General features: G+C 62.2%; 15 protein-coding genes. 6 read left to right on the top strand and 9 right to left on the bottom strand.

Annotation, left to right across the window (positions count from 1 at the left end; all coding sequences use genetic code 11):
* Nucleotides 1-382: 382 nt before the first annotated feature.
* The 4 genes from wecB to BLQ09_RS01970 are packed head-to-tail and all read left to right on the top strand — an operon-like array spanning nt 383 to nt 4,334.
* A complete protein-coding gene (gene wecB / locus BLQ09_RS01985; RefSeq protein WP_043293325.1) occupies nt 383-1,486 on the top strand; it encodes a non-hydrolyzing UDP-N-acetylglucosamine 2-epimerase in 1,104 nt (367 codons plus the stop codon).
* Complete coding sequence (locus tag BLQ09_RS01980; protein WP_027603985.1) at nt 1,483-2,589, top strand: glycosyltransferase family protein; 1,107 nt, start codon at nt 1,483-1,485, stop codon at nt 2,587-2,589. The genes wecB and BLQ09_RS01980 overlap by 4 nt, the downstream gene beginning before the upstream one ends.
* On the top strand, nt 2,567-3,478 hold the full coding sequence (locus BLQ09_RS01975; protein WP_027603986.1) for a glycosyltransferase family 2 protein: 912 nt from the start codon (nt 2,567-2,569) through the stop codon (nt 3,476-3,478). The genes BLQ09_RS01980 and BLQ09_RS01975 overlap by 23 nt, the downstream gene beginning before the upstream one ends.
* Entirely contained in the window at nt 3,471-4,334 is an 864-nt protein-coding gene (locus BLQ09_RS01970; RefSeq protein ID WP_043293327.1) for an SDR family oxidoreductase, read from the top strand. The genes BLQ09_RS01975 and BLQ09_RS01970 overlap by 8 nt, the downstream gene beginning before the upstream one ends.
* Here BLQ09_RS01970 and BLQ09_RS01965 read toward each other — a convergent pair whose 3' ends face one another.
* Genes BLQ09_RS01965 through BLQ09_RS01940 form a run of 6 tightly spaced genes read right to left on the bottom strand, consistent with a single transcriptional unit; the run spans nt 4,335 to nt 10,717 of the window.
* Entirely contained in the window at nt 4,335-6,404 is a 2,070-nt protein-coding gene (locus tag BLQ09_RS01965; protein ID WP_027603988.1) for a glycosyltransferase, read from the bottom strand. It abuts the gene before it with no gap.
* Nucleotides 6,401-6,616, bottom strand: coding sequence for a hypothetical protein (locus BLQ09_RS01960; RefSeq protein ID WP_027603989.1), 216 nt, complete (start codon nt 6,614-6,616; stop codon nt 6,401-6,403). The genes BLQ09_RS01965 and BLQ09_RS01960 overlap by 4 nt, the downstream gene beginning before the upstream one ends.
* An 11-nt stretch (nt 6,617-6,627) precedes the next feature.
* Entirely contained in the window at nt 6,628-7,332 is a 705-nt protein-coding gene (locus tag BLQ09_RS01955; RefSeq protein ID WP_092355034.1) for a 2OG-Fe(II) oxygenase family protein, read from the bottom strand.
* Nucleotides 7,325-8,647 (bottom strand): polysaccharide pyruvyl transferase family protein, encoded by a 1,323-nt coding sequence (locus BLQ09_RS01950; protein WP_092355031.1) that lies wholly within the window; start codon nt 8,645-8,647, stop codon nt 7,325-7,327. The genes BLQ09_RS01955 and BLQ09_RS01950 overlap by 8 nt, the downstream gene beginning before the upstream one ends.
* Nucleotides 8,644-9,912, bottom strand: coding sequence for an ABC transporter ATP-binding protein (locus BLQ09_RS01945; RefSeq protein WP_027603992.1), 1,269 nt, complete (start codon nt 9,910-9,912; stop codon nt 8,644-8,646). The genes BLQ09_RS01950 and BLQ09_RS01945 overlap by 4 nt, the downstream gene beginning before the upstream one ends.
* Complete coding sequence (locus tag BLQ09_RS01940) at nt 9,902-10,717, bottom strand: ABC transporter permease (protein ID WP_051429305.1); 816 nt, start codon at nt 10,715-10,717, stop codon at nt 9,902-9,904. The genes BLQ09_RS01945 and BLQ09_RS01940 overlap by 11 nt, the downstream gene beginning before the upstream one ends.
* A 256-nt stretch (nt 10,718-10,973) precedes the next feature.
* On the opposite strand from BLQ09_RS01940, the gene BLQ09_RS01935 reads away from it, so the two are divergent.
* Nucleotides 10,974-11,432, top strand: coding sequence for an Hsp20 family protein (locus BLQ09_RS01935; RefSeq protein WP_027603994.1), 459 nt, complete (start codon nt 10,974-10,976; stop codon nt 11,430-11,432).
* A 53-nt stretch (nt 11,433-11,485) separates the two neighbouring features.
* Here BLQ09_RS01935 and BLQ09_RS01930 read toward each other — a convergent pair whose 3' ends face one another.
* From BLQ09_RS01930 to BLQ09_RS01920, 3 genes are all read right to left on the bottom strand, one after another.
* Complete coding sequence (locus BLQ09_RS01930; RefSeq protein WP_092355028.1) at nt 11,486-12,763, bottom strand: cation:dicarboxylate symporter family transporter; 1,278 nt, start codon at nt 12,761-12,763, stop codon at nt 11,486-11,488.
* Nucleotides 12,764-12,856: 93 nt separating this feature from the next.
* On the bottom strand, nt 12,857-14,065 hold the full coding sequence (locus BLQ09_RS01925) for a pyridoxal phosphate-dependent aminotransferase (protein WP_027603996.1): 1,209 nt from the start codon (nt 14,063-14,065) through the stop codon (nt 12,857-12,859).
* 11 nt (nt 14,066-14,076) lie between these two features.
* Nucleotides 14,077-14,739 (bottom strand): RraA family protein, encoded by a 663-nt coding sequence (locus BLQ09_RS01920; RefSeq protein WP_027603997.1) that lies wholly within the window; start codon nt 14,737-14,739, stop codon nt 14,077-14,079.
* A 122-nt stretch (nt 14,740-14,861) separates the two neighbouring features.
* Between BLQ09_RS01920 and BLQ09_RS01915 the strand changes: the two genes are divergently transcribed.
* The gene (locus BLQ09_RS01915; protein ID WP_027603998.1) at nt 14,862-15,758 is read left to right on the top strand and encodes a LysR family transcriptional regulator; all 897 of its coding nucleotides are present in this window, start codon (nt 14,862-14,864) and stop codon (nt 15,756-15,758) included.
* Nucleotides 15,759-15,761 lie beyond the last annotated feature (3 nt).

Here is a 15,761-nt window from a genome sequence, read left to right as displayed (position 1 = left end):
AAAAAAAACGATAGCCGCGCTGGCCTGCTATGCACTGTATCTGGCCGGTCTTCAGGCTCGAACGACAGGTCGGTCACGTCATTTCCAGGGCAACCGCATCAGGCATGAACCGGTGCGCTCATTCCCTGGCGTAGATTTGCGGGAACTCCTCGGGACCAGACCGTCCTTTAGTCCATCCACCGTGCAGGTATTGCAGTCTGTGTCTATGCTGCAGTATGGGTGTCGAGACCCGCTACGAACCTGTCTCGACGCCGCACTCTCGCTGTCCGCAGTCCGGATTTTCACCATCACAGCATCAAAACAGCACAGCGGAATGTGCGTGAGCATGAGCTTGAACGCCTGAGCGATTCAGCCACTTATCGAATAGGGAAATAGGCTTGATGTGTCGGTAAAAAAAATTCTTTGTGTGGTCGGAACGCGTCCCGAAGCGATCAAAATGACCCCGGTCATTCTGGCCTTGAAGCAGCAGGGCTGGGTCGATGTGCGTGTGGTCGCCACGGCACAGCATCGCGACATGCTGGATCAGGTCCTGGCGTTTTTCGGCATCGAGCCCGATATCGACTTGGACGTCATGCGACCCAATCAAACCTTGGCCACCCTGACCGGGCAGTTATTGCTCAAGCTGGATGTTGTCCTGCTCGAAGAACGGCCCGATGCGGTGCTGGTGCAAGGCGATACCACCACGGTGATGGCCTGTGCCCTGGCCTGTTTTTATCGGCGCATACCGGTGGGGCATATTGAGGCCGGCCTACGCACCTGGGATCTGCAGCATCCGTTCCCCGAGGAAGCCAACCGGGTCATTGCCGGTAAATTAGCGCACTGGCACTTCGCGGCAACGCAAGGCACCCGGCAAAACCTGCTGAAAGAAGGCGTAGCCAGTGGGGACATTTTCGTCACGGGCAACACGGTGATTGATGCCCTGATCATGACCGCGGCCAGTGAGGTGGAGATCGGCCTTGATCTTGATCCGAGCAAGCGCCTGGTGCTGGTGACGGCCCATCGCAGGGAGCATTTTGGCGCGCCGTTTCTCGACATCTGCCGAGCGCTGCGCACCCTTGCCGAGAACAACCCTGGGGTTCAGTTTCTCTACCCTGTGCACCCGAACCCGAATATCCAGGACGTCGCCCAGGCGTGCCTGGCAGGCATGCCGAACTTCAGGCTGTGCGCGCCGCTGGGTTACGCGGCGTTCATCGCCGCCATGAAAGCGGCGTATTTCATCCTGACCGACTCGGGAGGCGTCCAGGAAGAGGCGCCGGCGCTGGGTAAGCCGGTGCTGGTCATGCGGGATGAAACCGAGCGCCCGGAAGCGGTGGAGCAGGGCAGCGTCAAGCTGGTGGGGGCCAACTATGAACGTATCATCGAGCAGGCGCAGCGCCTGCTTGACGATGAATCGGCCTACCGTGGCATGGTGCGAGGTGTTTCGCCCTACGGCGATGGGCAGGCTGCCGGGCGTATCGTGAAGGTCCTGCGCGAGCACTTTTCTTGAAGCGCCTGGTATTTCTCTCGCCGTTGCCCTGGCACAGCTTCGCCCAGCGGCCGCACAAGTTTGTCGATTGGGTGCACAGCCGCACAGGGGCGTCGGTGCTGTGGGTCGATCCTTATCCCACGCGGCTGCCCAGGTGGAGCGATCTCAAGGCGGCTGCGCCCTGCGCGCAAACCAGTCCATCCAGTGGCACGCCGCCATGGCTCACGCTGATCAAGCCTGGCGGTCTACCGATAGAACCTCTACCGTGCTCGGGCTGGGTGAACCGCTTTTGCTGGCGGCATGCATTGAGCAGGATCGATCAATTCACCCACGCCTCCCCAGCCTTGCTCGTGGTCGGCAAGCCCTCGGTCCTGGCACATCTGTTGTTGCAGCGGCTTCGTCACTGCGCGTCCTTGTATGACGCAATGGACGATTTCCCGGCGTTTTATACCGGCCTCTCGCGATCGGCCCTGGCGCGCCGTGAGCGGCTGATCGCCCAGCACGTGGACGTCATCTGGACGTCGAGTTCCGTGCTCGACGCACAGTGGCGGCGTTATCGCAACGAGGTGTGCCTGGTGCTGAACGGCCTGGACTTGGCGGCGATCTCTGCCGTAAAGCGGGCGCCGATGTCATCGAGTCGAAAGGTTTTTGGCTACGTGGGCACCCTGGCGACCTGGTTTGACTGGGCCTGGGTGGCGGCTTTGGCCGAAGCCAGGCCCAACGATGAAATTCGTTTGATGGGGCCGATCTTCGGCGCCGCGCCCGCGCATTTGCCGAGCAACGTAGCGGTGTTGCCTGCCGATAATCATGGCGCGGCGTTGGCCGCCATGGCCGAGTTCGACGTGGGCTTGATTCCTTTCAAAAAGACCCTGCTCACCGCGTCGGTCGATCCGATCAAGTACTACGAATACCGCGGCCTGGCATTGCCGGTGATCTCGACTGACTTCGGCGAGATGCATGGCCGTTCAGGGCTGCCGGGTGTTTTTATCAGTCACTCGCACAGCGATATTGCCGGGCTGGCCGAGGCCGCCTTGGAGTGTGAGCGCAATGCGGACGAAGCCCGTGCATTTGCACGACAACACTCATGGGAAGCGCGTTTTGATGCCGCCACGCTTCATCCATGACTGCGACGTGATCGTCGTCAACTACAACGTCGGCACGCTGCTCGGCGAATGCGTGGCGTCGGCCTTCAGGGAAGGCGCGCGGCGGGTGATTGTGGTGGACAACGCTTCGACTGACGGCAGCCTGGCGTACCTGGATGAGTGCCCGGCCTATACGGGCCTGAGCATCATCCGGAATCAGCGGAATATGGGCTTTGCCTCGGCCTGTAATACCGGTGTGGGGGTGTCGAGTGCCGGCGCATTGTTGTTCCTGAACCCGGATTGTGTCCTGCTGCCGGGCTCATTGCAGGGCATGATGGAAGCGCTGCACGCGGATGCCGCCACGGGCATGGTGGGGGGCTTTCTATGCAACCCCGATGGGTCCGAACAGCCGGGCGGGCGCCGGGTGTTTCCGACCCCCAGGAGAGCATTCGTCCGGGCTTTTGGCTTATCGCGCCTGGATGGAGTGTTTCCCACGCTGTGCGCCGACTTCCTGTTGCATCGTGAGCCGCTGCCCACCGAGCCCGCCGCGGTGGAAGCCATTTCCGGTGCCTGCATGCTGGTCAAGCGTGAAGCGTTGAAGTCTGTGGGCCTCTGGGATGAAGGCTATTTTCTGCATTGCGAGGATCTGGACTGGTGCATGCGCTTCAAGCTCAAACAGTGGCGCGTCGTGTTTGTGCCACAGGCGCGCGTCATGCACTGGCGGGGCGCCTGTAGCCGGAATCGACGGTTTTTTGTCGAGTGGCACAAACACCGAGGGATGGTGCGGTTCTACGCAAAGTTCTTCAGGGCCAACTACCCCAAGGGATTGTGGTGGTGGGTGGTCCTGGGGGTGTGGCTGCGCTTCGGTTTGGTCTGCCTCTACCATGGATTCAATTGGTTGCTGGGACGATCCCGGAGTGGGCATGCCTGAGGTCACGGTCGGTGTGCTGGGGGCCAGTAGCCTGGTAGGCCGATGCCTGCTTGTGTTGCTAGTGCGCGAACAGTTCAAGGTCGTCGCTTTTTCCCGCCAGCCCCGGCACGGCAGCGATACGGTCAGTTGGCAACGGCTTCCTGAGGCGGGTGTAAGCGCGTATGCCGCGCCGATTCCCTACTGGATCTGCGTGGCACCGATTTGGACGCTGCCGCAGCATTTTGCGCTGCTGCAGGCCTGCGGAGCGCGCAAGGTCGTGGCCCTGTCTTCCACCAGTCGCTTTAGCAAAAGCCACTCCGTCGACTCCGCAGAGCGGCGCCTCGCCAACCTGTTGGGCGATGCCGAGGCGCGTGTTGAGCAGTGGGCGCAGGACCACGGGGTGCACTGGGGCATCCTGCGTCCGACCTTGATCTACGGCCAGGGCCGCGACAAAAACATCACCGAGATCGCACGCTTTATTCGGCGCTTCGGCTTTTTCCCGCTGTTGGGTGGCGCGATGGGGCTGCGTCAACCCGTGCATGCCGAGGATGTGGCGAGCGCCTGTGTGCGTGCGTTGCAGGCACCCCAGGTGTGCCGCCATGCCTACAACCTCAGCGGCGCAGAAGCGTTGCCCTATCGGGAGATGGTCTCCCGCGTGTTCACCGCGCAGAAGCGCCGCCCGCGTTTTCTCACGGTGCCGCTCTGGCTGTTCCGGATGACGTTGTGGCTGTTGCGAGTACTGCCACGCTACCGCCATTGGTCGGCGGCGATGGCGCAGCGCATGAACCAGGACCTGGTGTTCGAGCATACCGAGGCTGCCCGGGATCTTGGCTTCGCGCCCAGGGGATTTTTATTGTCACAGGACGACCTGCGTTAGTTACTCATATTCATGGGGCACCCACGGGCCCCACTTGGCTTCATAGATCGCCTTGTTGCGCTCGAACAGGGCTTGGCGTTCATCCTGGTTCATGAGCGCGAACGATGCCGAAAGCTGGTGATGGATAAACACATCGCGGGCGCAGGCATTCACCAGGCCGGCATGTTCGACACGTCGGCAGTAGTCGTCATCCTCGAAGAATCCACGGCCATAGACTTCGTCGAGCGGGCCGATTCGCGTGTAGGTACTGCGCGGCATCATCACGCAGAAGAACGCCAGGGTCGGCAGCCGGACCACCTCGCCAAGGTGGCGGCAGGTAAAGCGCCGAGCCGCTTGTGGCATGTCTGCGAGGTCGGTGTAGCCGATGTCGATCCTGGCCTGGTTACCGATGTTGTTGGTCACCGGGCCAATCAGGCCAAGCTCGGGATTGCGTTGTAAATGGCGGCGCAAGGTACTCGCCCAGCCGCTGGTAACCTGCGTGTCGTTATTGAGCAGCACCAGGTACTCACCGTTGGCGATCGCCAGGCCCTGGTTGTTCGCGGCGGCGAAACCGCGGTTGTCGGTGTTGAGTACGATCGTCTGGCCTCTGTCGGCCGCCCATTGCGAGAGAAATTCAGCGGTGCCGTCACTGGACGCGTTGTCCACCACGATGATTTCCAGTTCAGGCCCCTCGCTGTCGTGCTCGAGGCTGTCCAGGCACGCCCGCGTCAGCGCCAGGTTGTTGTAGGTCACGATGATCACGCTGATGCGTGCCGCGTGGTCGCGGCGCTCGGCCAGGGTGATGAGCGCATCGGCGCGGTGTGTCCAGGTTTGTCGGGCAGCGAACGCCTGGCGCTGGGCAATCTGTTCGGTCGTCGCTGGCAGCAATGCCCGCGTGATCGCGGTAATGAACGCCGGGCCGTCCCGGCCGACCTGCACCAGGGAGCCGAATTGTTGCATTTCTGGCAGGTCGACCGAGACCACCGGTTTCCCGGCACTCAGGTACTCGTAGACCTTGACCGGGTTGGTAGCGAGCGTCAGGGCCGTGATGTGAAACGGCACGATGCCCACATCGAAGCCATGCAGGTAGTAGGGCAGGGTGGCATAGGGCACTTCGCCGGTGAATTCTACGTTCGCATAGCCACTCAATTGCGCCCGCGCGCCCACCGTATCGGCGCCGATCAGCAGCACCACATGCTGTGGAAACGCCTCGGCGATGCGGGCGACGAGCGCCTGGTCGAACCAGTGTGCAATGGCACCGTAGTAGCCAATCACCTTACGTTGCAAGCGATCCCGGTAGATCGAGGCAGGTGGGGTGCAGAACCGGGTGAAGTCGGCGGCATTGCGCAGGATGGCGCGAGTTTCATTGGCCTGGGCCGGCCATTGCTCGGCCAACCAGTCGGAGGTGAACAGCCGAACGTCCGCGTTGCGCACCAGCCGTTGCTCCAGCTGCAGGATGCTCGGGCCGTTGTCGCCGAAGCCTTGATGATGGTCCATGCAATCGTAGATCAATCGGCTGTTGGGTAATTCACCGGCGATGTCGCACCAGAAAGGGTGCTGCACCAGTGAAATGACCCGGGCTGAGCCGGCCCAGAGGAGTACCTCGCCAATACTGCAGCACAACTGTCGAACCTGCGCGGCGTCAGGCGCTGCGGTGTAGATCAGCGGTGCACCACGGGCGAACAGCTTGACCTGGAACAACCGCTGCGTCTGGTCCAGCGAGTCGAGTTCAAAGCCGGCTTGGGGCGCATGTATCAATGAGGCCGACACGTAGATGACCCGCCGGCCGGTGGCGGCCAGCACCTGGGCCAGTTGCTGCGGGCGCTGGTGGCGCAAGTCCCAGTCGATAGCGCCCCAGATAATGTAATCCGCCAGCCCGGCCTGTTGTGGCTGGGGCGCAGGCTGAGGCGCCGGCGCTGGGTCGGCTAAGGTTTTCATCGGTTGCAGTACGCCGCGCAGTACGCGCACAGCGGGCAGCAGTGCACGTCGGTAGATGACTGCCAGGAGTTTTTTCGCGCTGGCCGGCAACGGCAGCCGGTGATACACCGCGCGCCAGCGCTGCCGGCCAGATGGGCGTCGCTCGATCATCATGGGCGGGACGACCTCATCCGGACGTTTTCGGCGATGCGGCGACCACCACAAAGCAAGTCGCTTTTCAACGTGCCCGACTCGACCGGCCCGTCTTCGATGTGGAACAACGTCTGCAGTACCCTGAAGGACTGCAGGCGCAGCCCCTGGTTATTTGCGGCGGCGAAGCCCGGGTAGCGCAGGTAGTTGCGCGTGTCGTCCGTGTGCCTGTCCATGGTGCCGTCCTTCACGAAAACCTTGTGTTGTGCTGTTCGCCGTAAGCGTGCAGAGGTGTCGGGTCGTTGTCCGGCCACATCGAGCTGGTAGAGCCGGGGCGGTAAAACGTCACCGTCACGCTGCGCCTGGAAGAACGACAACCCTCGACCACCCGTGAAACCGCGTGCCAGGAGTTGTCGGCGCGCACGAGAATCGCCGAGTTGCCGACCTCGGGCGTCACTTGCGCGACGATATCGGTGGGCCTGGCAGAGCCGAGGATCTGCAGGCAGCCGCCGTCGGCGGGGTCCCAGGTCTGATTGAAGTACAAAACGTGCGTGACCAGTTTGTCTTCCAGGTCCGGGTGCGGCCCGAGGTTGGCCCCGGGGCCGTAGTGGAACAGATTGGCTTCCATGGGGACCTCGGTCACGTCCACCCCGGTCAGCGCGGAGAGGGCCTGGCGGTACTGCGGCGAACAGAGGCTGTGGGCCAGTGCCAGCCATTGCGGGCTCAAGGCCTGTGGGTTGACCACCTGGTGGCTGCCCAAGGCGATCAATTGCCGCGCCTCGTATTCGTAGTCCTTGGCCCCGCCGTAGCCGGAGACCGTCTTGAAGTGGTCGTGCGGGTAGGTTTCGGCCAGCGCCTTGGCATCGTCGGGGGTGTAGAGCGCACCGATTTGCGCCCAGGAAAAAGGCACGGTCTGCAGGCGGTGGGCCGTCAGTTTGCTCAGGTCAATCATGTCGAAGGGCTCCCAGCCATTTGTTCAGGGTTCGGCGCAGATGGCGCAACGGCGCCGTCAGCTTGAACGAGTTGGAGCGGTACAGCGTTTCCAGTGCCTGTTGATGTTGCTCGCGTTCGTGTTGTCGCTCGGCGGCCTGGCTTTCGAGGTGTGAGTGCAGGTCTTCGAGAACGCCGGGCAAGGCTTGCCAGTAGCGGTTGAGCGCGGGCTGCGTGGGCCTGGGACCTTCGCGGATCAACTCGGCCACGCGGTCCCAATGTGCGTCGATCCGTACCATCGCGTCGGCGGTCACCTGGGACACCGGTTGCTTGCCCAGCTGTGCGCGAAACCACTGCGGATCAATCGGCTGGTCCCGGCGTAATTGGAATATTCGTCCATGGCTCGGCAGCGCAGTGTATTTGCCGGTGCCCAGGTCCGCCGAGCAGAAGACCGGCACACCAAAGGCCAGTGCACTGATCGCCAGGTGGTAGCTGTGCCCGATCACCCCTTCGGCATGGGCGATCAGCTCTGCCAACAGCAGGGGCTCCGGCCAGAAGGGCAGGCACCGCGCGCGCGCAAGGCCGTCGCCCAGTACGGATTCATGATCACCCAGTACCGGCCCTATGGGCAGCAGCAGCAGTTGCACGTCCTCGAACTGCCCGGCATGGGTTTGCCACAGCTGCAGGAAGCTGTCCAAGCCTCCTATCGCATGCACCACCAGATAAGGGAGGGTCAGGTCGGCGCTGCTGCGCAGCGCCAGGAACCGGGTAGACGGCGCATGAGGGTCGAGCACCCGTGGCAGGCCAAAGGCCGTGTCGGGAAGCACCTCGACCTGGGCCGTCGGCGACAGCTGGGCCAGGGCCGCTTGGGACAGCGCATCGCGTACCCTGATGTGCGGGCTGTGTTCGAGGGTCAATTGCACCAGTGGCGCGGCCCACGGCGGGATGTCGTTGCAATGCATGCCCGGCGCATTCCAGATCAACGGGATGCCATGTTGCAGCGCGATCAGCGCGGGCGTCAGCCAGTAGCCGGTGGGGTGGTGAATGGTGGCATCCGGGGGGTAATAACCGCTGGCCACCAGCTTGTCGAAACGCACAATGAAACCACCGCCGATCAATACTCCATCCAACTGACCGGCGATGTCCGGCAAACGAGTCAGCGAGGTGACCTCGTACGGCCACTCGGGCGGTGTTTTCCCGTGATAGGAAAACCGGTGCAGCGTTATCGCGCCCAGGCGCCGGGTCAATTCCGCCTCGGCGAGAATGGGAAACAGCAAGTCGCCATAATTGGCGACATCGAATGTGCCGAAGATCCCGACCTGCCACTCTCGGCTCATTGCAGCACCCCCGGTTCATTCGTGTGAGGGGCAGGACCGGCCTCTATTCCCAGATCGACGAAACCAAGGAATTCCCGGGTACCCGGCAAGGTGTCGAACGCCAGCAGCGCGACCTGCTTCTCGATGAGCTGCGCGGTTTCTTCGAGGTGGCCGTTCATCAGTTTCAGCGTGATGTGGTACTTGCCCGCCGCAAGGTTGGCGGGGAAGCGGACGTTGAGCGTCGCCTTGCGCCAGCCGTTGTGCGCTGCCTCCAGGTGCAGCGGCAGGTTGGCACCGCCGATCACCAGCAGGCGGGCCTCCTGGATCGTCACGCTGAGGGTCGGCAGCTCGATACTTTCGCGTACCCGGGTTTCGATGCGCAGTTCGATGGTCTCGCCATACACAAAGCTTGAATACAGGCTGTCCGTGTTGGTAAAGCAGGCCGCAACGATATGCCCCTCATCGGTGCCAAAGGCGATGCCAGCCTGTTGGGCAAGAAACGCCTTGGGGGCGACCGCCACCGCGCCGCCGCTGGCCCAGCGACGCTGTTCGTCACGCATCTCCAGCAGGTAGAGTTCGGCCATTTCTTCGGGAGAGCCACTGGCACGCACCTGGCCTTCGCGCAGGTAAATCACCCGATTGCAAAAGCGCTTGACCATGGCCATGTCATGGGACACGAACAGCAGCGTCGTGCCTTGCTGGGTGAGCGCTTCCAGCCGATTAAGGCACTTGAACTGGAAGGACGCGTCGCCCACTGCCAGGGCTTCATCGACGATCAGGATGTCGGGGTCCACGCACACCGCGACGGCAAAGGCCAGGCGTACCAGCATCCCGCTCGAGTAGGTCTTGGTGGGCTGGTCGATAAACTCGCCGATAGTGGCGAAGTCAGTGATCTGGGCAAAACGGGCATCGATTTCCGCGCGGCTGAGCCCCAATACGGCACCGTTCATATAGACGTTTTCACGCCCGGTGAAATCGTGATTGAACCCCGAGCCCAGCTCCAGCAACGCCGCCACGCGGCCATGGCTCTCAATGCTGCCGGAGGTGGCACTGAGGGTGCCGCAGATCAGTTGCAGCAGCGTCGATTTGCCGCTGCCGTTGCGGCCAATGATCCCTACCGTTTCACCTTTGCACAGTTGCAGCGACACGTCCCGCAGTGCCCAGAATTCTCGATAGAACTGCTTTTGCCCGCGCGACAACAGCTGCCACAGGCGATCCCTGGGCGTGTCGTAGATGTGATAGCTCTTACTCAGGTGGGCCGTTTGTACGGCGATGTCAGAGCACATCGGCAAATCCTTTGCGGGTTTTCTGGAACCAGGTGAACCCCAGCCAGGCGATACCACCAGCCACCAGCAGGCCGCAGGCCCAGGTGAAAGGGTCTGGTACCACCCCCCAGAACAGCAGGTCACGGGCCTGTTCGACCACCAGGGTGAGCGGGTTGAGGTGAAGGATGCCCTGGTAGGCTGGCGGAAATGCGCTGGTCGGGTAAAAAATCGCCGAGACAAACATCAATGCCGTGGTCAGCACGCCCACCACCTGGCCGACATCACGCAGGTAAACCCCCAGCGCTGCCAATAGCCAGGTGACTCCCAGTGTGAAGAGCGCCAGCGGCAATAACACCAGGGGCAGCAACACACTGGTCAGGGGCGGCCAGCCGAAAAACACCAGGTGGAAGACCAGCCAGATCACCAGGCTGGCCAGGGTGTGGAACAACACGGCGCCCAGCACCACCCACGGCAGGATCTCGAGGGGGAACACGACTTTCTTGACGTAGTTGGCATTGGCGATGATCAGGCCTGGCGCACGTCCCACGCATTCGGCGAACACGTTGAACACCAGCAGGCCGGCAAACACCAGCAGCGCGAACTCGGTGCGCGAACCGTCGCCCGCGGGCCAGCGCAGCTTGAACATCACGCTGAACACGAAGGTGTAGACCAGCAACATGAATAGCGGGTTAAGGAACGACCACAACAGCCCCATGATGGAGCCTCGATAACGCCCAATCACTTCCCGCTGGACCATGGAAAACAACAACTCCCTGTGTCGCCACGGGCTGGAAAACATTCCTGCCCGCGCGTTTGTTTCACTCATGCAGCGATTCCCATTGCCAGTGCAGTGCGCCCATGAGTCTAGTCAACAATTGTCGTTTTGCTATGTGGCGTTGAGTGGTTGTTCGACCTAGGGGAAGGCTCATTGCGTCAGCCTGTCTGCACGCAATCACAGCAGCGGATAAATTTTTTTGCTGGCGCTGCTTGAAATTTTTTCCCCTGAACTTACTTAGGTTTTACGCGATGCCGAATACGGGTCGCGTGTCAAATCACTTGGAGAAAACTCAGGAGATTTTGCAATGGCTACTACTCTTTCGTTGGCCCCACTGTTCCGTCATTCCGTCGGCTTTGACCGCTTCAACGACCTTTTTGAATCGGCGCTTCGCAGCGAGGCCGGTACCACCTACCCACCTCACAACGTCGAAAAGCACGGTGAAGATCACTACCGGATCGTCATCGCGGCGGCAGGCCTGGTGGAGGATGATCTGGAGATCCAGGTGGAAAAAGGCGTGTTGACCGTCGCTGGCGGCAAGCGCGAACACGATGAGGGCATCACCTACCTGCACCAGGGCATCGCCCAGCGCGCGTTCCGTTTGTCGTTCCGCCTGGTCGACCACATTGAAGTGCAGGGCGCACAACTCGCCAACGGGTTGCTGAGCATCGACCTGCTCAGGGTGGTACCGGAGGAAGCCAAGCCTAAGCGCATCGCGATTGGCGGTGCAGCCAAGGCCGAGGTGAAATCCATCAGCGAGCAGTAAGGCTGGAATGAATAAAGGCGCTCTTCGGGGCGCCTTTATTCGTAGCGTTCACATTACAGCGTGGGAACATTTCTACCTCTAGACTCATGCCCCGCCCGCACCTCACGCCCCTCCCACTTGGCAATCACCAACGGCGCCAAGGCATTGCCCAGCACATTCAGCGCTGTGGTCGGCATCTCCATCAAGCGATACACCCCGGCGATAAACGCGATGCCTTCCAGCGGCAAACCCGCGCTGGCCAGGGTGGCCGATAGGATCACGAACATGAATCCCGGTACTCCGGCCGCGCCCTTGGAGGTGAGCACCATGGTCACCACCAGCAACGCCTGATCGCCCAGGCTCAGGTCGATGCCGTACAACTGCGCGACGAACAGGGTGCCGATGCCGAGGAACAGGGAAGCGCCGTCGAGGTTGAACGAGTAACCCACCGGCACCACAAAGCTCACCAGCGAAGGAGGCACGCCGTAGGTTTCGAGTTTTTTCATCAGTTGCGGCATCACCGCCGCCGAGCTGGCGGTGGAGAAGGCCAGCACCAACTCATCCTTGATATGGCGCATCAGCGCGAACAGGTTGATCCCGCACACGCGCGCCACCAGGTTGAGCACCACCAGCACAAAGAACGCGATGGCCACATAGCTGACCATGATCAGCTTGGCCAGCGGCAGCAATGAGCTGAAGCCGAAGTTGGCCACGGTCACGGCGATCATGCCGAACACGCCGATGGGCGAGTAGGCCATGATCATCGAGGTGACCTTGAACATGGCATCGCTGACGCCGCGCAACAGTGCGATGACCGGGTCCTTGCGTTCGGCGGGCAGGCGCGCCACGCCCAGGCCGAACATCACCGCAAAAAACAGCACCGACAACAGGCTGCCCTGGGCCATGGCGTTGACCACGTTGTCGGGGATGATGCCGACGATGATCTGCCCCAGGCTATGACCGGCGCCGTTGCTGGTGGGCAGGGTGATATTCGCCGCATGCAGGCTGGACAGTTCAGTGCCGGCGCCGGGCTTGAGCAGGTTGCCCATGACCAGGCCGATGATGATCGCCAGGGTGGTGATGCAGAAAAAATAGCTAAGGGATTTGACCCCGATACGGCCCAGGGATTTGCCGTCACCGTGGCCGGCAATGCCCACCACCATGCAGGCAAACACGATAGGCACCACGATCATCTTCATCAGCTTGATAAAGATATCGCCCGCCGGTTGCAGGAGATTGTCCACCAGCCACGGCCGGGACTCGGGAAAGCGGTGCAGCAGGGCACCAATGGCGATACCGGCGAGCAAGCCGATCATGATTTGCCAGACCAGCGCGATACGGGGCGTGTGCATGGGAATGCCTCATTTGATCAATGATTTTTAAGTTGTTGTTCTAGGCAGTCAAAAGGCGACCGTCCGCTGGTCGCCGGGTGTTGCGGGTGGCCGTCAGCGCAGGTCGTGGCATGCGTCTTTGAGGCGACGGCACCCTTCTTCGATCACGTCCAGGGCGCTTGCGAACGACAGGCGCACATACGGCGACATGCCGTAGGCCGCGCCGCTGACCGTGGCCAGGCCGTAGTCGCGCAGCAGGTAGTCCACCAGTTGGGTGTCGCTGTCGAGGCGATCACCTTGGGGGGTGAGCTTGCCCATCAGGCCGCTGACGTTGGCGAACACATAGAACGCGCCATCGGGCGGGATGAGGCCCAGGCCGGGAATACCCGCTAGTCGCTCCAGCATCAGGGCACGACGCTGCCGGTATTCTTCGCGCATCGCGGCAATAGGCGCCTGGTCACCGGCAAATGCAGCCACGGCGGCGGCCTGGCTCACTGAGCTGGGGCAGGTGGTGGTCTGCGACAGCAGCTTGGCGATGGCCGCGATCAGCCACGCCGGCCCCGCACCAAAACCCAGGCGCCAACCGGTCATCGCATAGCCCTTGGACGCGCCATTGACGATCAGCGTGCGTGGCTTGAGGTCGGGCGCCAGGCGTGTCAACGGCACATGCCGGGCGTCGCCGTAGACGAAGTGCTCGTAGATCTCATCGGCCATGATCAGCACATGGGGATGGCGGCGCAGCACCTGCGCCAGGGCCAAGAGTTCGGCTTCACTGTACACCGCGCCGCTGGGGTTGTTCGGGCTGTTGAGGATCACCCATTTGGTGCGTGGGGTGATCGCCTCTTCGAGGGCGGCGGGCGACAGCTTGAAACCCAGGCTTTCATCGCCGGCAATGATCACCGGCGTGGCGTCGTTGAGCCGTGCGATGTCCGGGTACGACACCCAATACGGTGTGTGCACGATGACTTCATCGCCGCGATTCAAGGTGGCGGCCAGGGCGTGATAAATGATGTGCTTGCCGCCGCAGCCGGCGACGACTTCGTCCAGGCCATACACCAGATCATTGTCGCGCTGCAGTTTCAGGCAGACGGCCTGGCGCAGCGCGAGGGTGCCGGTGGTGGCGGTGTAATGGGTGTCACCGCTGTGCATCGCCAGGCTGGCGGCCTCGAGAATGTGCGCCGGGGTGTCGAAGTCCGGCTCGCCCACGGTGAAGTTGACGATGTCGCGGCCCTGGGCGCGCAACTCGGTGACCAGGGCGTTGGCGGCGATGCTGGGGGAGGGGGCGATGCCCAGGACGCGGTCCGACAAAAATGCAGTGCTCATCTGGGACTCCTTCACGCCAGGCCGGCGTTGCTAAGGGCCTTGTCGATCCAGCTCTGGCGCACCGCACCGCTGGCGATCTCTGCCTTGACCGCTTCTTCATGCTCGGCATGTTGCGCGGCACGGCGCAGCACTTCGGCGGCGTCGGCCTGGGAGAACGCGACCAGGCCGTCTTCATCACCCACCAGCAGGTCGCCGGGGTTGACCACCATGCCGCCGATGGACACCGGCACGTTCACTTCGCCGGGGCCGGTCTTGTACGGGCCGGTATGCACCACGGCGCGGGCGTAGCAGGGGGTGTCCTCGAAGCTGGCGACATCGCGAATCGCGCCGTCGATCACAAACCCCACGCAACCGCGCTGTTGGGCATACAGCTTGATCAACTCGCCGATCACCGCGTTGTTGGTGTCGCCCTGGCCGTCCACCACCAGCACATGGCCGGGTTGCAGCAGGCTCATGGCCTTGTAGATCAGCAGGTTGTCACCGGGGCGGGTCTTGACCGTGATCGCCGTGCCCACCAGCTTGCCGCTGCGGTTGTAGCGGGTCAGGCCACGGGCGCCGATATGGCGGCCGAGGTTGTCGCTGATATGCGGGGTGACGACATGGGCAAACGCCTCGACCAGTTCGGCCGGCGCCATGGGCGCGTTGGGAAGGATGCGTGAACCGGGCAAGGACATGGCAAATCTCCAGAATTGTTGGATAGCGATGGGCTATGGCCGGATCTTAGGAGTGATGACGCGAGAGTTTTAGCGATATTTTATGATGTGATAGCATCGCTTTTTCTCATGAGTTGGTCGCCATGATCACCTTCAAGCAAATCGATGCGCTGTACTGGATCGCCGAACTCGGCAGCTTCGAAGCGGCGGCAAACAAGCTGAACATGTCTCAGTCGGCCATCTCCAAGCGCATCCAGGAGCTGGAAGACACCTTCGACGTCGAGATTTTCGACCGCAGCAAGCGCAACGCCCGGCTGACGGAGAAGGGCGGTGAGCTGCTCGACTATGCCCGCGACCTGCTCAACAGCCGCGACCAACTGCTCGAACGGGTCAGCGCCCGCGAGGTGCTGGTGCGCCGTTTTCGCCTCGGCGTCACCGAACTCACCGCCTTGACCTGGCTGCCGGCGCTGGTGGAAGCGTTGCGCCAGGCCTACCCCAAGGTGCAGATCGAGCCGTCAGTGGAACTGAGCAGCGAACTGTTTCGCAAGCTGGAAAGCGACCAACTCGACCTGGTGATTGTGCCGGACGTCTACAGCGACCCGCGCTTCCACAGCACCGTCCTGCAAAGCGTGGAAAACGCCTGGATCTGCGCGCCTGGCCTGATCCCGCACCCCGACCCCGTCAGCCTGGAAGTGCTGGCCGATTACACCGTGCTGACCCAGGGTTCGCAGTCGGGCACCGGCCTGATCTACGAGCGTTGGCTGGCCGCGCACAATGTGCAGATGCCGCGCACCCTCACCAGCCATAACCTGCTGGTGCAGGTGGGGTTGGCGCTGTCGGGGATCGGCGTGAGTTATTTGCCCAAGGCGTGTCTGTCGCACTTGATCGAGCAGGGGGCGTTGCGTGCGCTGATTACACAGCCGCAGTTGCCAAGTATCCAGTATGTGGCATTGCACCGGCTGGACCGGCAATTCGGCCTGAACCAGGACGTGGGGCGGATGGCGCAGGCGTGCTGCGATTTTTCGCGGTTGCTGTTCTAGTCG

This window comes from Pseudomonas sp. NFACC25 (assembly GCF_900100935.1).
GTDB classification, from domain to species: Bacteria; Pseudomonadota; Gammaproteobacteria; order Pseudomonadales; family Pseudomonadaceae; genus Aquipseudomonas; species Aquipseudomonas marginalis.
The sequence above is the reverse complement of the archived record's forward strand: the minus strand, read 5'-3'. Positions and strand labels throughout refer to the sequence as shown.

Bases quoted from the DNA above. Each gene is read 5' to 3' on its own strand.
- BLQ09_RS01945 (WP_027603992.1), bottom strand. From the start codon at position 9,912: ATGTGCTCTGACATCGCCGTACAAACGGCCCACCTGAGTAAGAGCTAT.
- BLQ09_RS01935 (WP_027603994.1), top strand. From the start codon at position 10,974: ATGGCTACTACTCTTTCGTTGGCCCCACTGTTCCGTCATTCCGTCGGC.
- BLQ09_RS01915 (WP_027603998.1), top strand. From the start codon at position 14,862: ATGATCACCTTCAAGCAAATCGATGCGCTGTACTGGATCGCCGAACTC.
- BLQ09_RS01950 (WP_092355031.1), bottom strand. From the start codon at position 8,647: ATGAGCCGAGAGTGGCAGGTCGGGATCTTCGGCACATTCGATGTCGCC.
- BLQ09_RS01930 (WP_092355028.1), bottom strand. From the start codon at position 12,763: ATGCACACGCCCCGTATCGCGCTGGTCTGGCAAATCATGATCGGCTTG.
- BLQ09_RS01940 (WP_051429305.1), bottom strand. From the start codon at position 10,717: ATGAGTGAAACAAACGCGCGGGCAGGAATGTTTTCCAGCCCGTGGCGA.
- BLQ09_RS01955 (WP_092355034.1), bottom strand. From the start codon at position 7,332: ATGATTGACCTGAGCAAACTGACGGCCCACCGCCTGCAGACCGTGCCT.
- BLQ09_RS01975 (WP_027603986.1), top strand. From the start codon at position 2,567: ATGCCGCCACGCTTCATCCATGACTGCGACGTGATCGTCGTCAACTAC.
- BLQ09_RS01925 (WP_027603996.1), bottom strand. From the start codon at position 14,065: ATGAGCACTGCATTTTTGTCGGACCGCGTCCTGGGCATCGCCCCCTCC.
- BLQ09_RS01965 (WP_027603988.1), bottom strand. From the start codon at position 6,404: ATGATGATCGAGCGACGCCCATCTGGCCGGCAGCGCTGGCGCGCGGTG.
- BLQ09_RS01970 (WP_043293327.1), top strand. From the start codon at position 3,471: ATGCCTGAGGTCACGGTCGGTGTGCTGGGGGCCAGTAGCCTGGTAGGC.
- BLQ09_RS01920 (WP_027603997.1), bottom strand. From the start codon at position 14,739: ATGTCCTTGCCCGGTTCACGCATCCTTCCCAACGCGCCCATGGCGCCG.
- BLQ09_RS01960 (WP_027603989.1), bottom strand. From the start codon at position 6,616: ATGGACAGGCACACGGACGACACGCGCAACTACCTGCGCTACCCGGGC.